The sequence below is a fragment of the Sorangium sp. So ce327 genome, from assembly GCF_051530205.1.
GTDB lineage: Bacteria > Myxococcota_A > Polyangia > Polyangiales > Polyangiaceae > Sorangium > Sorangium cellulosum_B.
The window spans coordinates 8,500,873-8,516,022 of the sequence record NZ_CP150330.1; the positions used below are offsets into that span (position 1 = coordinate 8,500,873).

Annotated in this window: 11 protein-coding genes; 9 read left to right on the top strand and 2 right to left on the bottom strand. The window is 72.5% G+C overall.

The window, feature by feature from the left end:
* Positions 1–3 precede the first annotated feature (3 nt).
* The 5 genes from WME95_RS31670 (at position 4) to WME95_RS31690 (ending at position 6,846) form a co-directional block, all read left to right on the top strand.
* Entirely contained in the window at positions 4–1,623 is a 1,620-nt protein-coding gene (locus WME95_RS31670) for a type VI secretion system baseplate subunit TssF (protein ID WP_437903077.1), read from the top strand.
* Positions 1,620–2,273 carry a DotU family type IV/VI secretion system protein gene (locus WME95_RS31675; protein ID WP_437903078.1) on the top strand — a complete coding sequence of 218 codons (654 nt, stop codon included), beginning with the start codon at positions 1,620–1,622 and terminating at the stop codon, positions 2,271–2,273. Before WME95_RS31670 ends, WME95_RS31675 begins: the two co-directional genes overlap by 4 nt.
* 129 nt (positions 2,274–2,402) lie before the next feature.
* Positions 2,403–2,669: a hypothetical protein gene (locus tag WME95_RS31680; protein WP_437903079.1), complete on the top strand. Its 267-nt coding sequence runs from the start codon at positions 2,403–2,405 to the stop codon at positions 2,667–2,669.
* A gap of 10 nt (positions 2,670–2,679) precedes the next feature.
* A complete protein-coding gene (locus WME95_RS31685; RefSeq protein WP_437903080.1) occupies positions 2,680–6,366 on the top strand; it encodes a hypothetical protein in 3,687 nt (1,228 codons plus the stop codon).
* A gap of 51 nt (positions 6,367–6,417) precedes the next feature.
* Positions 6,418–6,846, top strand: a complete 429-nt coding sequence (locus tag WME95_RS31690) for a hypothetical protein (RefSeq protein ID WP_437903082.1) — start codon at positions 6,418–6,420, stop codon at positions 6,844–6,846.
* 211 nt (positions 6,847–7,057) lie between these two features.
* Here the strand turns inward: WME95_RS31690 and WME95_RS31695 are convergent, their stop codons facing one another.
* Entirely contained in the window at positions 7,058–7,858 is an 801-nt protein-coding gene (locus WME95_RS31695; RefSeq protein WP_437903083.1) for a hypothetical protein, read from the bottom strand.
* A gap of 416 nt (positions 7,859–8,274) precedes the next feature.
* On the bottom strand, positions 8,275–9,912 hold the full coding sequence (locus WME95_RS31700; protein ID WP_437903084.1) for a glucose-6-phosphate isomerase: 1,638 nt from the start codon (positions 9,910–9,912) through the stop codon (positions 8,275–8,277).
* A 144-nt stretch (positions 9,913–10,056) separates the two neighbouring features.
* Here WME95_RS31700 and WME95_RS31705 point away from each other — a divergent pair, with 144 nt between their 5' ends.
* The 4 genes from WME95_RS31705 (at position 10,057) to speD (ending at position 15,083) form a co-directional block, all read left to right on the top strand.
* Positions 10,057–12,990 carry a 2-oxoglutarate dehydrogenase E1 component gene (locus WME95_RS31705; RefSeq protein WP_437903086.1) on the top strand — a complete coding sequence of 978 codons (2,934 nt, stop codon included), beginning with the start codon at positions 10,057–10,059 and terminating at the stop codon, positions 12,988–12,990.
* A complete protein-coding gene (locus WME95_RS31710) occupies positions 12,987–13,457 on the top strand; it encodes a PaaI family thioesterase (RefSeq protein WP_012238299.1) in 471 nt (156 codons plus the stop codon). Before WME95_RS31705 ends, WME95_RS31710 begins: the two co-directional genes overlap by 4 nt.
* 228 nt (positions 13,458–13,685) lie before the next feature.
* Entirely contained in the window at positions 13,686–14,453 is a 768-nt protein-coding gene (locus tag WME95_RS31715) for a hypothetical protein (protein ID WP_437903088.1), read from the top strand.
* A 270-nt stretch (positions 14,454–14,723) separates the two neighbouring features.
* Positions 14,724–15,083, top strand: a complete 360-nt coding sequence (gene speD, locus WME95_RS31720) for an S-adenosylmethionine decarboxylase (RefSeq protein ID WP_437293597.1) — start codon at positions 14,724–14,726, stop codon at positions 15,081–15,083.
* Positions 15,084–15,150 lie beyond the last annotated feature (67 nt).

Sequence of the window (15,150 nt, forward strand, 5' to 3'; positions counted from 1 at the left end):
CTGATGGACGAAGGACCCCTGTTCCGGCGCTGGTTCCACGAGGAGCTCGCCGCGCTCGACGGCTCCTTCGAGGAGGGCGTCCGCCGCGGGGAGCTCCCGTTCGGGACCGAGGACCCGGACGTGCGGCGGATCGTGGAGGCGATGGCGATGTTCGCGGCGCGCACGCGGGCCTCGGCCGCGGCGTCGATGCGGACGGCGATCGTGCGGATGGCGGGCGGGTTGCTCGACGATCTGTTCGCGCCGATGCCGGCGGTGGCGATGCTGCAGGCCGACGGCGCGAGGCTCCTCGACGTGCCCGCCGATCTGCCGGAGGGCACGCGGTTCCGCGTCGAGACTCAGGACGGGCTCCCCTCGGTGTTCACGACGCGGCGGGCCCTCTCGGTGCGCCCCATCACCCTGGAGAAGGCCGAGATCGTGTGGCTCGCGCGGGGCGCGGAGCTCCGGCTCCGCCTCGCCGCGGCGGTGCCCCAGAAAGGGGCGCTCGATCTGCCGCTCTTCGTCCGGCGGCACGGCGACGCCCGGGCCGCGGCGGAGGTCTTCGAGGCGCTCTCGCGCTGCTTCCTGGGGGCGACCGCACGGAGGGAGGGCGGCGTCGACCAGCCTTGCGGCGTCACGTTCGGGGCTCCCGCGCCGCAGGCGCCGTGGGAGCAGGAAGAGAACGGCTCTCCGCTGGGGCGGATCCGCTCGTTCTTCCACGCGCCCGAGCAGGATCTCTTCGTCACGCTGGCGCTGCCGGCCGTGGACGGCGCCTGGAAGCGGCTCGACGTCACGCTGGCGCTGAGCGCGGATCTGCCGGAGTCGACGGCGGTCTCGCAGGACACGTTCCTGCTGTTCGTGGTGCCGGCGGAGAACGCGTGGAGCGACCTCGCCGAGCCCATCGACGTGGACGGGACGGCCGAGGCGACGCCGATGCGCTCGGCGCAATCGGCGCTGCCCGCCGTCGAGCCGGTGCGGGTGCGAGGCGTGTACCGCGCCGGCGGGCCCGCGGGCAGCGCCCTGTCGCCTGTGCCGCCTCGCTCGCTGTCCGAGGAGGGCGCGTGGTACGAGGTGCTGTTCCCCGAGGCGGGCGCGCCGCTCGTGCGCGTGCATTCGGACGACGCCGCCGTGGCGCCGTGGAAAGCCCACGTGGACGCGGTGTGGGCGCAACCGACGCTGTGGCGCAACGCCCGGGGGCCCCTGGTGGTGAAGCCCCAGCGCAAGCGGCTCGAAGGGGTGGCCTTCCGCGTGCTTGGCCAGGTCCGCCCTCCGACCGTGAGCCCCCTCGCGCTCGCGCCCGAGAGAGGGCTCGACGTGCTGGCGCTCCGGCAGAAGCCGTCGCTCGATCGCGCCGATCTGCGGGCCTTGACGCAGCTGCTCGGGGCGTCGGGGGCGAGCCCGTTCGCGCGGTTTCCGGCCAGGATCGCGGCGGTCGACGCGCGCTGGGCCCTGGATCCGCTGGGCAGCTCCGGGCCGCGGAGGCGGGTCTACCGGCTGCAGATGGAGCCGCCGCCGCTCGACGAGGAGGGGCTCGCGCCCCTGTTCCACCGGCAGGTGACGGCGTTGCTCGACGCCTGGGCCCCGGAGGCCGTGGAGGTCGAGACGACGACCCTCCCCGCAACGGGTAGTAGGGAGCTCGCGCGATGAGCGCCGCGGCCAGCCAGGCCGTCCCCCTGCGCCTGACGGCCTCCGACCCCTTCGAGGTCCTGCGCGAGATCACCGACACGCACGTGGCGGTGCTCGCGCTGATCGAGCGCGCGTTCGACGAGGCCCCCGTGCCGGACCTCGACGCGCTCCGCGCGCGGATCGCCGCGATGGTGGATCGGCTGCGCAGGCGGGTGGCGGAGAAGGGCACGGCGTCGCCGGAGAACCTGCTCCTGCCGCTCGTGTGCCTGTACGACGAGCGCGTGATGGTGCGCGCGATGGAGCCGCGGGGCGAGGAGCACTGGCAGCGGCTTCAGCGGAGAGGCTATGCCCCGGACGAGGACGGAGGCGACCTGTTCTTCGAGAAGGAGCGCGAGGTCCTGCGGCGCGTGGCGAGGCTCGGCGAGGGGGCGTACACGGACGAGCGGCAGGAGATGACGCTGCTCGTGGCGGTGTACCGGTTCTGCCTCGCGGAGGGCTTTCAGGGCAGGTGCTCGGAGGCGCCGGAGCGGCTGGAGGAGCGGATCAAGCAGCTCGACGCCGCGCTGGCGGCGCTGGTGCCGGGGTCGACGGCGATGAGCAAGCCGGCGGCGGCGAGCGCGCCGCCGTCGTGGTTCGAGCGGCTGCTCAGGGTGCTCAGGATGCAGCCATGAAGAACGGCGCGGATTCGAATCCATGAGTGGCGGCCTGCCGACACGGCGAGGCAGCCTGTGCGCCCAGCCCGATCCGGCACGCAAACGCCTTTGTTGGTAGCCGTCGCAGCGGTGTGATGAAATCTCACCATGGACCACGTGCAGGGCAGCGAAACGAAGCAGGCCCCCCTGCTCTCGCGCGGCGCGGCCCCGCCGGCCGGGGACACGCGCGCCCTGCTCGCGGAGGTCGCGTCCGCGCTCGCGAGGGTCCATTCGCCCGCGGCGATCGAGGCGCTGCTCGCGCCGATCCGGGAGGCGCTCGAGGCGCCGGCGGACAGGCGCGATCCGGAGAAGCTGGCGCCGGCCTTCGAGCTCGTCGAGGACGTCCTGGAGGCCGCCGCCCTCGACGCGGGCTGACGCGGAGACGATGGACGAGGCGGGCGGCTCCACCTCCGTGAACGGCTGGTTCATCGCCGGCGTCGTCGCGCTCGTCGTGGGGGTGGGGTGCTTTCTCGTGCTCGCGTGGCGGATGCGCAAGCGCAAGAACGCCGGCGATCAGGCGCCCGCGCTCGCGAGGACCTGGCAGCGCGCCGTGGCGGCGATGGCCCCCTCGGAGCGCGACGGGCCGGTGATCGTCGTCCTCGGCGAGCGCCTCTCCGGAAAGAGCAGCCTGATCCGCGGCGCGCTGCGCGGGACCGATCGCTACGAGGGCGGCCCCGATCTCGGCGTGTACGCGGGCGAGGGGCAGCGCGTGCAGGAGATCTCCGGCGACCTCCTGCTCGATCCGCGCGAGGAGACCGAGGACGCGCTCCGCAAGCTCTGGAAGGGGATCGCGCTCTCGGCGGTCCGCGCCGTGCTCGTCGTGAACGCCCGCTCGGTCACCTGGAACGACGCGGGGCTGCGCGACCTGGGGCGCGTCGCGCGCCGCAAGCTCGATCTGCTCGCCGAGCTGCGAGGGTCTCCCGTCCACGCGCGGGTCGCGGTCACCCACCTCGACGAGCGCTCGGCGGGGTTCGCCCCGCTCTGCGAGGTGCTCCAGGGCACCGGCGAGCGCCGGCCGATCCCGCACGACGCGGCGGACACGACGATCACCGCCTGGCGCCGCGTGGCGCCCCGCGGGGCGGCCACGCGCGCGCTGCCCGCCGTCGTCGATTTCGTCGCCAGCGAGGGCGCCTCCGCGCCGGCGGGCGGCTCCACGCTCCGCGCGCTCTCGCCCTTCTTCGAGGCGCTGCTCGCGCCGGCGAGGAGCGCGCCGATCGTCGACGGCGTGTTCCTCTGCGCCGCCCCGCCGGACGAGCCGTTCTGCGCCACCGGGGACGCCCTCGCCCCGGACGAGGAGCTCGCCGAGCGGGACGCGCGCGCCCGGCTCGTCCGCCTCCTCCGCCGCGCCGCGCTCGCCGCCGGGGCGCTGGCGCTCGCGGGCGGGCTCGTGTTCGCCGCGCAGGAGGAGAAGGTCAGCGAGACCGACCAGGCGGTGGTGGTGCTCGAGCGCGCGGCGAAGAAGGGCGCGCCGGTGACGCGCGACGCGGAGGCCAACGCGGCGCGGGAGGTGCTCGACCTGCAGCGCGACGGCGTGCTCTTCCCCGAGAAGCGCGCCGACGTGGAGCATCGGTACGTCCGCGCCGTGCAGGACCTCAAGCTGCTGCCCGAGCTGCGCAGCACCGATCGCGCCGCCCGCATCCGGGCGCTCGCCGTGCTCGACGCGCGGCCGGGCGATCCCCTGTACGAGGCCATCCTGAAGGAGAAGGCCCAATGGGCGAAGGCCCTCGGCGTGCTCCCGGAGACGCTCGACGCGTACCTCCAGGCCAGCGACGGCGCGGGCCCGAGCGACGAGGAGCTCGCCCAGCTGCCGCCGATCGCGCCGACCGCCCTCGGATCGAGCCTCGACGACTGGCAAGGCTACTTCGAGCGGCTCACGAGCGTGCTCCAGGGCAAGCGCCTCGACGAGGGGACGCTCGCCGGCCTCCAGAAGGACGCGCGCGAGCTTTCGCGCGCGGTGGACGACGCCGCGGCGCAGACGGAGCTGGCCGAGATCGCCCGGCTCCTGCAGCAGCGGCACGCCCGGCACAAGGACCTGTTCGGCCCGGGCACGACGACGGGCGCCGGGCCGTGGATGCAGGACAACGCGAGCAGCCTGCGGCCGCTGCTCGAGGCGGTCCTCGCGGCGTCGCTCGACGGCCCCTCCGGGGCGGGCAAGGGCCTGCGCGAGGCCGTATCGGACCTGCCCATCGTCTCGGTGCCCCCGGTGTTCGTGGCGGAGGAGGCCCCCGCGACCGAGCCGGCGCCCGCGGAGCCGCGCTCCAGCTGGCTCGATCGCATCAGGAAGCTGGCCGCGCCCGCGGCCTCGGCGGCGCCCTCCGCCCTCCCGGCGGCGCGGCCCTCCGCGGCGTCGTCGTCGAGCGCCTCGCCGTCGCCCGCGGCCCCGTCGGCGCCCGCGGCGTCGTCGTCGAGCGCCTCGGCGGCGAGCCCCTCGGCGTCGGCCGGCGCGCCCGCGCCCGAGCAGCCCCCCGCGAACCCCGTCTATCGCATCACGCTGCAGTCCAAGCGATGGACCTTCGACACGGCCCTCTGGTCGAAGGCCATCGTGGCCGGCCGCGCGCTCCGCTACCTCGACGCGCTCTTCGCCGACGCCGCCGCGCGGTCCGTGCTGTTCCCGAAGGGCGCCCGCTTCGAGCCGGTGCTCCCCTCCCCTGGCCGCGGCGCCGCGCAGTTCATCGACGGCCAGTACACGCCCGAGGCCTTCCGGGCGGAGGTGTCCCCCGGTCTCCAGGGCTTCGAGCGGGCCCTGGAGCCGACCGGCCTGTCGAGCCACGAGCGCGAGGCGTACCTCCGGGTCGCGCTCAAGGCCGCCGAGGACCACGCCAGGGGCCTTCGCAGCACGCTCGACGCGTACGCCCAGAGCTTCCAGCTCTCGCCGGGCGGCGCGGCCGCGCTCGCGGCGGACGTCGCGGACATGGTGTCTCCCGCGTCGTTCATGACCGATTTCCTCACGCGGACGGCCGATCTCGCGACGATGCCGGCGTCGCCCTCCGCGCTGCTCCGGCCGATCGCCGACAAGGTGGCCGACTACGGGCCCATCGTCCGCCTCATGCAGGGGGAGAAGGGCAAGTACCCCGCGCTCGAGCCGTACTACAAGCTGCTCATCCCGCTGATCCCCTCGCTCGTCGACCAGGCGCCGCCGTCTCCCCCGAAGGACGCGGCGCTGGACGCGCGCCTCGCGCCGATCGGCGCGCTCGCCTATGCCGCGCTGCGGGACCCGGCCAAGTCGATCCACGCGCAGGTCGAGGCGTGGCTCAACGACGCGGCCCTCCCGGAGTCGTTGCGCCGCCCGTTCCGCCTCGTCCCCCAGCGCGCGCTCGGGCTGGGCAAGGCGGACCTCGACCGAGCGGTCGCCGAGGCGTACGACCGCGCGCTGCGCCCGGTGGTCAGCCCGCTGCTCTCGCGCTTCCCCTTCGATTCCCGCTCCGAGTTCGACGCGCGGGCCGCCGACGTCGAGGCCGTGTTCGGGCCGAAAGGGACGTTCTACACCGCCTTCGCCGCGCTGGTCGGCCCCGTTTGCCACGAGGGCCCGCCCGGCACCTTCACGCCGCTCGAGGTGCCGACCGCGGGCGCGGTGCGGATCCCGCCGGCCGCGCTCCGGCTCGCCTCCTGGTCGGCGGACCTCACGCAGCTGCTCTTCAGCGCCGACGGGAAGCCCCGGCCGATCGCGCTGTCGGTCAAGGCGCCGGCGCTGTCGCCCGTGGAGCGGGAGCGCACGGTCACCTTCGCCTTGCTCCTCGCGGGGACGAGCAGCTTCTACGCGTTCAACCAGACGCCTTCGTGGCAGTCCTTCCCTGTCGTGTGGTCCCCGGGCGACGCAGGCGCTGGCCGGGCGAGCGTCGGCATCCAGACCATGGAGACGGGCGGCGGCGCGCCGCGCGTCCAGACCCAGGACGCGCCGCCCTCGGATTTCGCCTTCTTCCGTCTGCTCCAGCGGCGCGTCGACAGCGAGGCGAAGGGCACCGGCGTCACCTGGGAGTTCCCCTCCGAGGTCCCTGGCGGACCGAAGAGGTACGCGGCGTTTCTCTTCGATCCGTCGCCGATCGGCCTGTTGCGGGCCCCTTCGCTGGAGTGACACGCCCACGAACCGCCGGCAGCCACTTGGCTCCTCTTTCACGGATGCGGCATGATGTCTCCGGTGCGCCTAGGAGGGAGAGCCCTGGTTTCGCTGGGCTGGGTGCTGCTGGGCGGCGCGATGGCGACCGGCTGCGGCCCGTCTCCGGTGTGCCTGACCGTGCGCCCCGACGACGCGCTCAACGAGCGGCGCCCTGCGTACCTGCTGGTCCGCAACGTCGATTCGAAGACGTTCCTCGAGGAGACGTACGACACGGCCGCCGCGAAGGTCATGGATCCGGACGATTCGGTGCTGGAGTCTGCCGTCGTCTTCCCGGGCACGCGGCAAGCCCTCCAGGTCTCGCCGCCCAAGAAGGGCCAGATCGCCGTGTACGTGTTCTTCTACCGGCCCCAGGGTGACTGGAAGGCCCTCCTGCCCTCGGTCACCGGGGCCTTCGACGTCGTGCTCGAGGGGAGCCGCCTCCGCGTCGAGAAGAAGTGAGGCAACCGCTGCGCGGGCTGCCCGGCGACCGCGCGAGCTCGATGCTCGCTGCTTCGACCGCTTGCGACGTCGGCCCATCCTGAACGACGCGGGCACCGGTCCGCGACGCGGGCGGAGACCGCCTCGCCGAGCATCATCCTGTGCCCGCCCCGGGCTGGCGGCGCCAAGCCGTGGGCCGACCCCGCCCGCGGCCAGCATCGTCAAGGTCGAGCTACAGCGAGTCGATGAAGTCGACGACCTCGCGACAGTCGCCGCCGCCTTTGACTCCGCCCAGGTGGACATCCATGAAGTTTGGCGTATTCGTATCCGAATCGTAGATAAACTGCGCGTCCTTCACGCCAGCATTGCTGGCACTATCAAACCACCGGCGCAAGTTGGCGAGCTGCACCAGATTGCCCTTGAACTTCTTGATCTCATTGCAGAATTTCGCAATTCCGCCGCTCTTTGCCAGCATGTGGGTTGTACCCTGAGCGCGGTACATCATCAGCACATACGCCTTGGTGCTGATTCCGCCTGGCTCATTCACCTGCCTGTAGCCCAATGCCTTGTGGAACAAGATGGGCACCCCGGTCTCGCCGAGCTCGATGGACTCCTCGACCTCTCGCGTGTATTCCTTGACGTTCTTGAACAGCTTGTAAACGAAGCTGCTGCCCAGAAGAACGGTATTTCCGCTCCTTCCACTGGAAGGTTTCACGTAGCTCGTGAGGTCCAGAGCTGACAGGTGCGAGTTGTCTTCGCCGAGCGTGGAACGCTGCGCGACCCCCGCGGCGGTCCCCCCACCTGCCAACACCACCGGTCGCTCCATGGCCATCCCGGGCGCGCGTTCCACCGCCGTCGCCGCGTGTGGAGGCCGAGCCGCCACGCCGCCGAACGCGCGCTTCGGCTGCGCCACCGTCGCCGCGTGTGGAGGCCGAGCCGCCACCCCGCCGAACGCGCGCTTCGGCTGCGCCACCGTCGCCGCATGGGGAGGCGTCGCACTCGGTCCCCGGCCGTCACGCGCCCCATCGCTCATCGCCGCACCCTGATCATGGCGTTACAATCGTGCGCGTCACGCGAGTCACGGGCCAACTTCCCGGGAAGCACGGTGGACACCGAGAGGAGGAATCCCATCTTCGGTTGTCATTCGTCGCACCACTCCACCATCGCGCAGCGGGGCAGAGGCAGAGGCACAAGCTCAGCTGCGTCGCCCCCGAGCAGTGGTCGGCGTCACGCGCGGCGACCTGCCCGGGACGTGCGCCGCAGGGCCCCGGGCATGTCGCGCCAGGGCCGGCGCCTGCTCGGCCAGGCACCTGCCCATGTCCTACATCCATGCGGGCCTGCTCGACGAGCCTCCGGCGCATGTCCTACATCCACTCGGGCCTGCTCGACGAGCCCCTCGCCCATGTCGCGCCCACGCGGCGGAGCGCGCTCCGCCGCGCGGACGCCCCCTCAGCGCGCCAGACGGTACGTCGCGTCGAACGGCGAGCCGCCCTGCGGGACCTCCCGCGCGACGCCGCGCTCCGGGTTCGCCGCCAGGTGGCGCAGGATCCAGAAGACCGTCTCGACGTCGTCCGCGCCCGCCGCCTTCGCGACCTCGGCGAGCGACTGCGCGCGGCCCGCGCCCGCGCCGAGCGCCGCGAGCACCTTGGCCTGCAGGTCGAGCACCTCCTGCGCGGCCTTCTTGCCGGCCTCGACGCCGGGCTGGTGGTACGCGTTGATGCCCACGAGCGACGCGTACAGGCCCACCGCGCGCTCGTAGAGCGCGATCAGCATGCCGACGGCGCGCGCGTCGACCGTGTCGATCGTGAGCGTGATCGACTCGCGCCCGCTCTCGGTCAGCGCCTTGCGCGTCCCCTGGAGGAAGCCGTCGAGGTAGTCGCCGGTCGTGACGCCGGGGTCGACCTCGAGCACGCCGCGCGACGGCGCGCGATCCCGCAGCACCTCGATGAACGTGACGAAGAAGTTGTCGAGCCCGTCACGGAGCTGCTGCACGTACGCGTGCTGATCCGTCGAGCCCTTGTTGCCGTACACGGCGATGCCCTGGAAGACCTCCTTGCCCTCCCGATCCAGGCGCTTGCCGAGCGACTCCATCACGAGCTGCTGGAGGTAGCGCGAGAAGAGCTCGAGCCTGTCCTTGTACGGCAAGAGCACCATGTCCTTCCGGCCCACGCCGCCCGTCGCCGAGTACCAGGCGAGCGCGAGCAGCGCCGCGGGGTTCCGGGGAACCTCCTTCGAGCGCGTGACCTCGTCCGTCTCGCGCGCGCCCTGCAGCATCTCGACGATCGACAGCCCCTGGAGCGCCGCGGGCAGCAGGCCGACCGCCGACAGCTCGCTCGTGCGACCGCCGACCCAGTCCCACATCGGGAAGCGGGCCAGGAAGCCGTGCTTCGTCGCGTACCGGTCGAGCTCGCTGCCCTCCCCCGTCACCGCGACCGCGTGCGCGCCGAGCGAGAGGCCGAGCCGACGGTACGCCGCCTCGAGCTCGAGCATCCCGTTGCGCGTCTCCTTCGTCCCGCCCGACTTCGAGATGATCACCGCGAGCGTCGCGCCGAGATCGTCCCCGATGGCGTCCAGCGTGCGATCGATCCCATCAGGATCCGTGTTGTCGAAGAAATGGATCTGCATCCGATCGGCCGGCGTCCCCAGCGCCGAGGCGACGAACTGAGGCCCGAGCGCCGAGCCGCCGATCCCGACGACGAGCACCCTGCTGAAGCGGGCCGCCCGCTCCGGCCGGACCCGCGCCGCGTGCACGTCCGCGGCGAAGCTCAGGATCCGCGCGTTCGTCTCCTCGATCGCCGCGCGCAGCGCCGCCTCGGGCGCGAGCTCCGGCGCGCGCAGCCAGTAGTGACCGACCCGGCGGCCCTCGTCGGGATTCGCGATGCTCCCGCCCTCGAGCGCCGCCATCTCCGCGAGCGCCGCCTGAATTCGCGGTTCCATCGTGGTAAAAAAGTCGCTCCCGAAGCGGATCCGGCTCACGTCCAGCCAGAGGCCGAGGCTGGGCTCGTGGAAGAGGTGGTCCCGGAAGCGATCGAAGGGGAGGACGGCGGGCGCCGGTCCTCGACCCGGGGTTCTGCGGTCTTGATCCATGGCCCCCCTTCTACCGCTTCTCCCTACCGTTTCTCCAGGCGCTCGAACCCCTTGCCCGGACGATGTTCCGGCCCACGAGGCGAAGTCATCGGAAAACGACTCTAGCGTGCCGGCCCGACACGCGTTATTTGCACGCCGACCACGATGCAGCTTGATTTCGGAATCAATGCAGGGCTCGTCGAGGAGCTCTATGCCCAGTACCTCGAGAACCCGGAGTCGGTAGACCCCGGCTGGCGCTCGTTCTTCGAGGGAAAGAACGGCGGAGCGACGCCGAGCAGGCTGCCCGCTCCGGCGGCGACGCCGACCATCCCGCACCAGGTGCTGCGGCCCGGGAACGGGCACGGCTACGGGAGCGGGAATGGCAAGACGAACGGCGAGGCCGCGAAGACGCTGGAGGCCGCGTTCGCGCGGACGCTCAGCGAGCACCCGAGCTCGCCCGAGTCCTCGCGCGATCTCAAGGTGCTCGCGGAGGCCGCGATCAAGGCGCGCGTCTACGCCCTCGTGAACGCCTACCGCGTGCGCGGCCACCTCTTCGCGCACGTCGACCCGCTCGGCCTGCCGCCCGCCACGCCGCCCGAGCTCGACCTCACGAACTTCGGGCTCCGGGTCGAGGACCTCGAGCTGCCCTTCCCGACGACCGACCTCGCCGGCGTGCCGCCCGTCCTCACGCTGCGCGAGATCATCCGCCGGCTCGAGGAGACGTACTGTCGCTCGATCGGCGTCGAGTTCACGTTCATCGAGGAGCCCGAGGCGCGCCAGTGGCTCCAGCAGCAGATGGAGTCGACGCGCAACCGGCTCACGCTCGACCGCCAGAAGCAGCTCCGGATCCTCACGAAGCTCTCCGACGCCGAGATCTTCGAGCAGTTCATCCACAAGTCCTACGAGGCGGGGACGAAGCGCTTCTCGCTCGAGGGCGCCGAGAGCCTCATCCCGCTGCTCGACCTCATCATCGAGCGCGCGGGGGCACACGAGGTCGACGAGATCGTGGTCGGCATGGCGCACCGCGGCCGGCTGAACGTCCTCGCGAACATCATGGACAAGAGCCTGCGCGAGATCTTCGCGGCCTTCGAGGACAAGAACGCGGAGCGCCACCTGGGCAGCGGCGACGTCAAGTACCACCTCGGCTACTCGACCGATCGCACGCTCGAGAACGGGCGCAACGTCCACCTCACGCTCACGTTCAACCCGAGCCACCTCGAGTTCGTGAACCCCGTCGTGCAGGGGCGCGTCCGCGCGAAGCAGGACCGCCGGCTCGCCGACGGCACGACCGACGCGCGCCGCCGCGTGATGCCGCTGCTCATCCACGGCGACGCGGCGTTCATCGGGCAGGGCGTCGTCGCCGAGACGCTCAACATGATGAACCTGCAGGGCTACACGACGGCCGGCACGGTCCACGTCATCGTGAACAACCAGGTCGGGTTCACGACCGATCCGATGGAAGGGCGCTCGACCCGCTACGCGTCCGACATCACGCGGATGCTCAAGGTCCCGGTGTTCCACGTGAACGGCGAGGATCCGGAGGCGGTCGCGCACGTCGCGCAGCTCGCGATCGACTACCGCACCCGCTTCGGCTCCGACGTGATCATCGACATGTACTGCTACCGGCGGTACGGCCACAACGAGGGCGACGAGCCGCGCTACACGCAGCCGCGGATGTACGCCGCGATCGACAAGAAGCCGACGGTCCGGCAGGTGTACGTCCGGCGCCTCATGGAGCTCGGGCAGGTCACCGAGGAGAAGGCCGACGAGATCGTCGTGCGGCGCCGCGAGGCGCTCGCCGCCGCGCTCGACGAGGTGAAGCAGAAGGGCTTCGCGCCGGTGCTGTACTCGATGGGCGGCGTGTGGTCGCACTACCGCGGCGGCGCCGACAACGCGACGCCGGAGGTGCCGACGAGCGTGCCGGCCGAGAAGCTCATCGCGCTGTCGGAGAAGCTCCTCGAGCTGCCCGAGGGCTTCAAGGCGCACCCGAAGGTGCTGCCGACGCTCCAGCAGCGGCACGACAAGCTCGTCGCCGGCGAGCCGTTCGACTGGGGCACGGGCGAGATGCTCGCCTACGCGTCGCTGCTCGCCGAGAAGACGCCGGTGCGGCTCTCCGGTCAGGACGTGCAGCGCGGCACCTTCAGCCACCGGCACGCGGTGCTGCGCGACGTCGAGACGAGCGCGCGCTACGCGCCCCTGTCGCGCGTGGCCGAGGGGCCGGCGCGCTTCGAGGCGTACAACAGCCCGCTCAGCGAGGCGGGCGTGCTCGGCTTCGACTTCGGCTACAGCCTCGACTACCCGGACGGGCTCGTCATCTGGGAGGCGCAGTTCGGCGACTTCCTGAACGGCGCGCAGGTCATCGTCGATCAGTTCCTCACGTCGAGCGAGGACAAGTGGCACCGGCTGAGCGGCATCGTGCTCCTCCTGCCGCACGGCTACGAGGGCCAGGGGCCGGAGCACTCGAGCGCGCGCATCGAGCGCTGCCTGCAGAACAGCGCCGAGGACAACATCCAGGTGTGCAACCTGACGACGCCGGCGCAGCTGTTCCACGTGCTGCGGCGGCAGGTGCACAGGCCGTGGCGCAAGCCGCTCATCATCGCGACGCCGAAGAGCCTGCTGCGCGTCCCGGCGACGTCGAAGGGCCCGCACCGGCCCGTGTCGACGATCAAGGATCTCTCCGAGGGCCAGTTCCACCGCGTGCTGCCCGACACGAGCGGGGTCGATCCGGCGGACGTGAAGCGGGTGCTGCTCTGCTCGGGCAAGGTCTACTACGACCTCGCGCTTGCGCGGGAGACGCGCGGGCTCAAGGACGTGGCGATCCTGCGGCTGGAGCAGCTGTTCCCGCTGAACGACGAGATCGTGAACGCGCTCGCGCCCTACAAGGACGGCACGCCGCTCGTGTGGGTGCAGGAGGAGCCGCGCAACTACGGCGCCTGGTACTACATCCTCGCGGTGCTCCGGCAGCGCATCGGCGACCGGCTGCCGCTCTCGTGCGTGAGCCGCTCGCCGAGCGCGAGCCCGGCGACCGGCTCGCGCGCGAGCCACCTCCTCGAGCAGAAGATGCTGATGGACGAGGCGTTCGTCGGGGGCACCCGGTGAGCGGCGACGCGGCGAGCCTGCAGGACAGGTACTCGCCGCAGGGCCGCTGCTTCGGCTGCGGGCCGGCGAACGACAGGGGGCTCCGGCTGAAGAGCCGCGTCGAGGGCGACGCGGTGGTCTGCGACTTCACGCCGGAGCCGCACCACGAGGCGTTCCCCGGGATGCTCAATGGCGGCATCATCGGGGCGCTGCTCGACTGCCACTCCAACTGGACCGCGGCCTACCACCTGATGAAGGCGCGGGGGGCCGACGCGCCGCCGTGCACGGTGACGGCGGACTTCCACGTGAAGCTGAAGAAGCCGACGCCGCTCGGCGGCCCGGTGCACCTGCGGGCGCAGGTCGCCGAGGCGGAGGGCGACCGCGTCGTGGTCGAGGCGACCCTGGAGGCGGGCGGACGGGTCACGGCGACGTGCCGCGGGACGTTCGTTGCGGTGAAGGAAGGGCACCCCGCCTTCCACCGCTGGTAGGCCCGAGCCGACGCACGGCGCGGGCCGCTGCCGCCGCTCGTTTTGACAGACGCACACACGCACACGCCGGCTGACGCGCGGCGCGGGCGGCCCGTCCGCGACCGGGAAGGCGTTGCTCGCCGCCTCCGTGGCACACGCGATGCTCGCGCCCCGGCGCGCGGCGTTCCCGGCGTGGCGCGCGGATCGATCCGCCGTCCTCGCGGCGCCGCGCAGCGAGGAGGATCCGCAATGAAAGCAAACACCGGGGTCGCGATCGCCGCGGGAGCGGTCGCCGTGCTCTGCGGGAGCGTCGCCGCTGCGCAGGACTTCGGGGGCGACGTCCCGCCGAGCTACCTGCGCTCTCCGCTGGGGGCGCCTGCCAACGCGCTCGAGCTCGGCCTCAACCTCGGGTACGCGCAGGGGTTCGGCGACATCGGGAGCGAGCGGCGCCTGCGCGACGTGGCGGGGCCGGGGGCGGGCGTGGGCGTGAAGCTCGTCTACCGCGCGGTGCCGAAGGTCGGCCTCGGGCTGACGTCGAGGTACGAGCAGTACACGGCGCAGGGCGCCGAGCAGGGCGGGGCCGACGTGCGCGGCGTGACGCTGGGCGCGGAGGCGAGCTTTCACCTGGCGCCGTTCGAGCGCGTCGATCCGGTGATCTCGCTGGGCGGCGGCTACCGGGCGCTGTGGACCGCGGCGCGGCCGGGGGTGTGGGCCGCGTCGCCGGCGGGGGTGTGGGCCGCGTCGCCGGCCGGGGTGAGGGGCGACACGGTGACGCACGGGATCGAGCTCGGGCGACTCCAGGTGGTGCTCGACGTCCGCATGTCCGAGAGCGTCGCGCTGGGGCCCACGATCGGCGGCGGGCTCAACATGTTTCTCTGGGAGGACACCGAGGGGTCGATCCGCGCCTGGGAGGTCCCGGGCAGCCGCGTGAACAGCTTCGTGTTCGCGGGGCTCGAGGGGCGCTTCGACCTGGGTGGGCAGCGCGTGCGGGAGGTCGTCCAGGTCGCGCGGCGGTAGAGCGACGGTCACCCGCTTCGGATACGGGCCCACCTCGACGTTTTCGGTGCTCAGCGCACCGGAGTGCGCTTGCGCGCCGAAAACGCCGATCTGGGCCCGTCTCCTGTGCGGGAGACCGTCGCTCTGCTCGGCATGTGCAGAGGGCGCTGTAGCGCGGCGAACACGCGCTCCTCGGGCCTACCCCTTCGTGAGACCGATTCAGGTTCCGCGGCGCCCGGGGTCGGCTACCCTGGCCGGCCGGCGCGGACCGCCGCGCGCGCTCGCTCACCGATGCAGCTCTTCGTCGCTCTTGCCCTGTTCGAGGGCTGTCCCTCCGACTTCCTGAACAGCCCGGCCGCGCTCCGCGGGGCGCTGGAGGCGGCCGTCGCAGCGGGCTCGTTCACCCTGCTCGAGATGGTGGTCGTTCCGTTCTCTCCGCAGGGCATCACCGCGTGCGCCGTCGTCGGCGAGTCGCACGTGGCGCTGCACTCCTGGCCCGAGTCGGGGCGGCTCTTCGTCGACGTCGCCTCGTGCAGCACGCTGGAGAGCGTCCGCCGCGCCGTGGCCGCCATCGGGAGCGCGCTGCCCGAGGGGCGGCTCGCGACCCTCGACGAGCGGATCGTCGACCCCGCCGGCGCGCGGGCGCCCTGACGCGGCGCCGCGCGCCCCCGTGGAGAGCGCGCGGGCAGGGCCCCTGGCGCGGCGCCGCGCCCTCGCG

Bases quoted from the DNA above. Each gene is read 5' to 3' on its own strand.
- WME95_RS31670 (WP_437903077.1), top strand. From the start codon at position 4: ATGGACGAAGGACCCCTGTTCCGGCGCTGGTTCCACGAGGAGCTCGCC.
- WME95_RS31675 (WP_437903078.1), top strand. From the start codon at position 1,620: ATGAGCGCCGCGGCCAGCCAGGCCGTCCCCCTGCGCCTGACGGCCTCC.
- WME95_RS31680 (WP_437903079.1), top strand. From the start codon at position 2,403: ATGGACCACGTGCAGGGCAGCGAAACGAAGCAGGCCCCCCTGCTCTCG.
- WME95_RS31685 (WP_437903080.1), top strand. From the start codon at position 2,680: ATGGACGAGGCGGGCGGCTCCACCTCCGTGAACGGCTGGTTCATCGCC.
- WME95_RS31690 (WP_437903082.1), top strand. From the start codon at position 6,418: ATGATGTCTCCGGTGCGCCTAGGAGGGAGAGCCCTGGTTTCGCTGGGC.
- WME95_RS31695 (WP_437903083.1), bottom strand. From the start codon at position 7,858: ATGAGCGATGGGGCGCGTGACGGCCGGGGACCGAGTGCGACGCCTCCC.
- WME95_RS31700 (WP_437903084.1), bottom strand. From the start codon at position 9,912: ATGGATCAAGACCGCAGAACCCCGGGTCGAGGACCGGCGCCCGCCGTC.
- WME95_RS31705 (WP_437903086.1), top strand. From the start codon at position 10,057: ATGCAGCTTGATTTCGGAATCAATGCAGGGCTCGTCGAGGAGCTCTAT.
- WME95_RS31715 (WP_437903088.1), top strand. From the start codon at position 13,686: ATGAAAGCAAACACCGGGGTCGCGATCGCCGCGGGAGCGGTCGCCGTG.
- speD (WP_437293597.1), top strand. From the start codon at position 14,724: ATGCAGCTCTTCGTCGCTCTTGCCCTGTTCGAGGGCTGTCCCTCCGAC.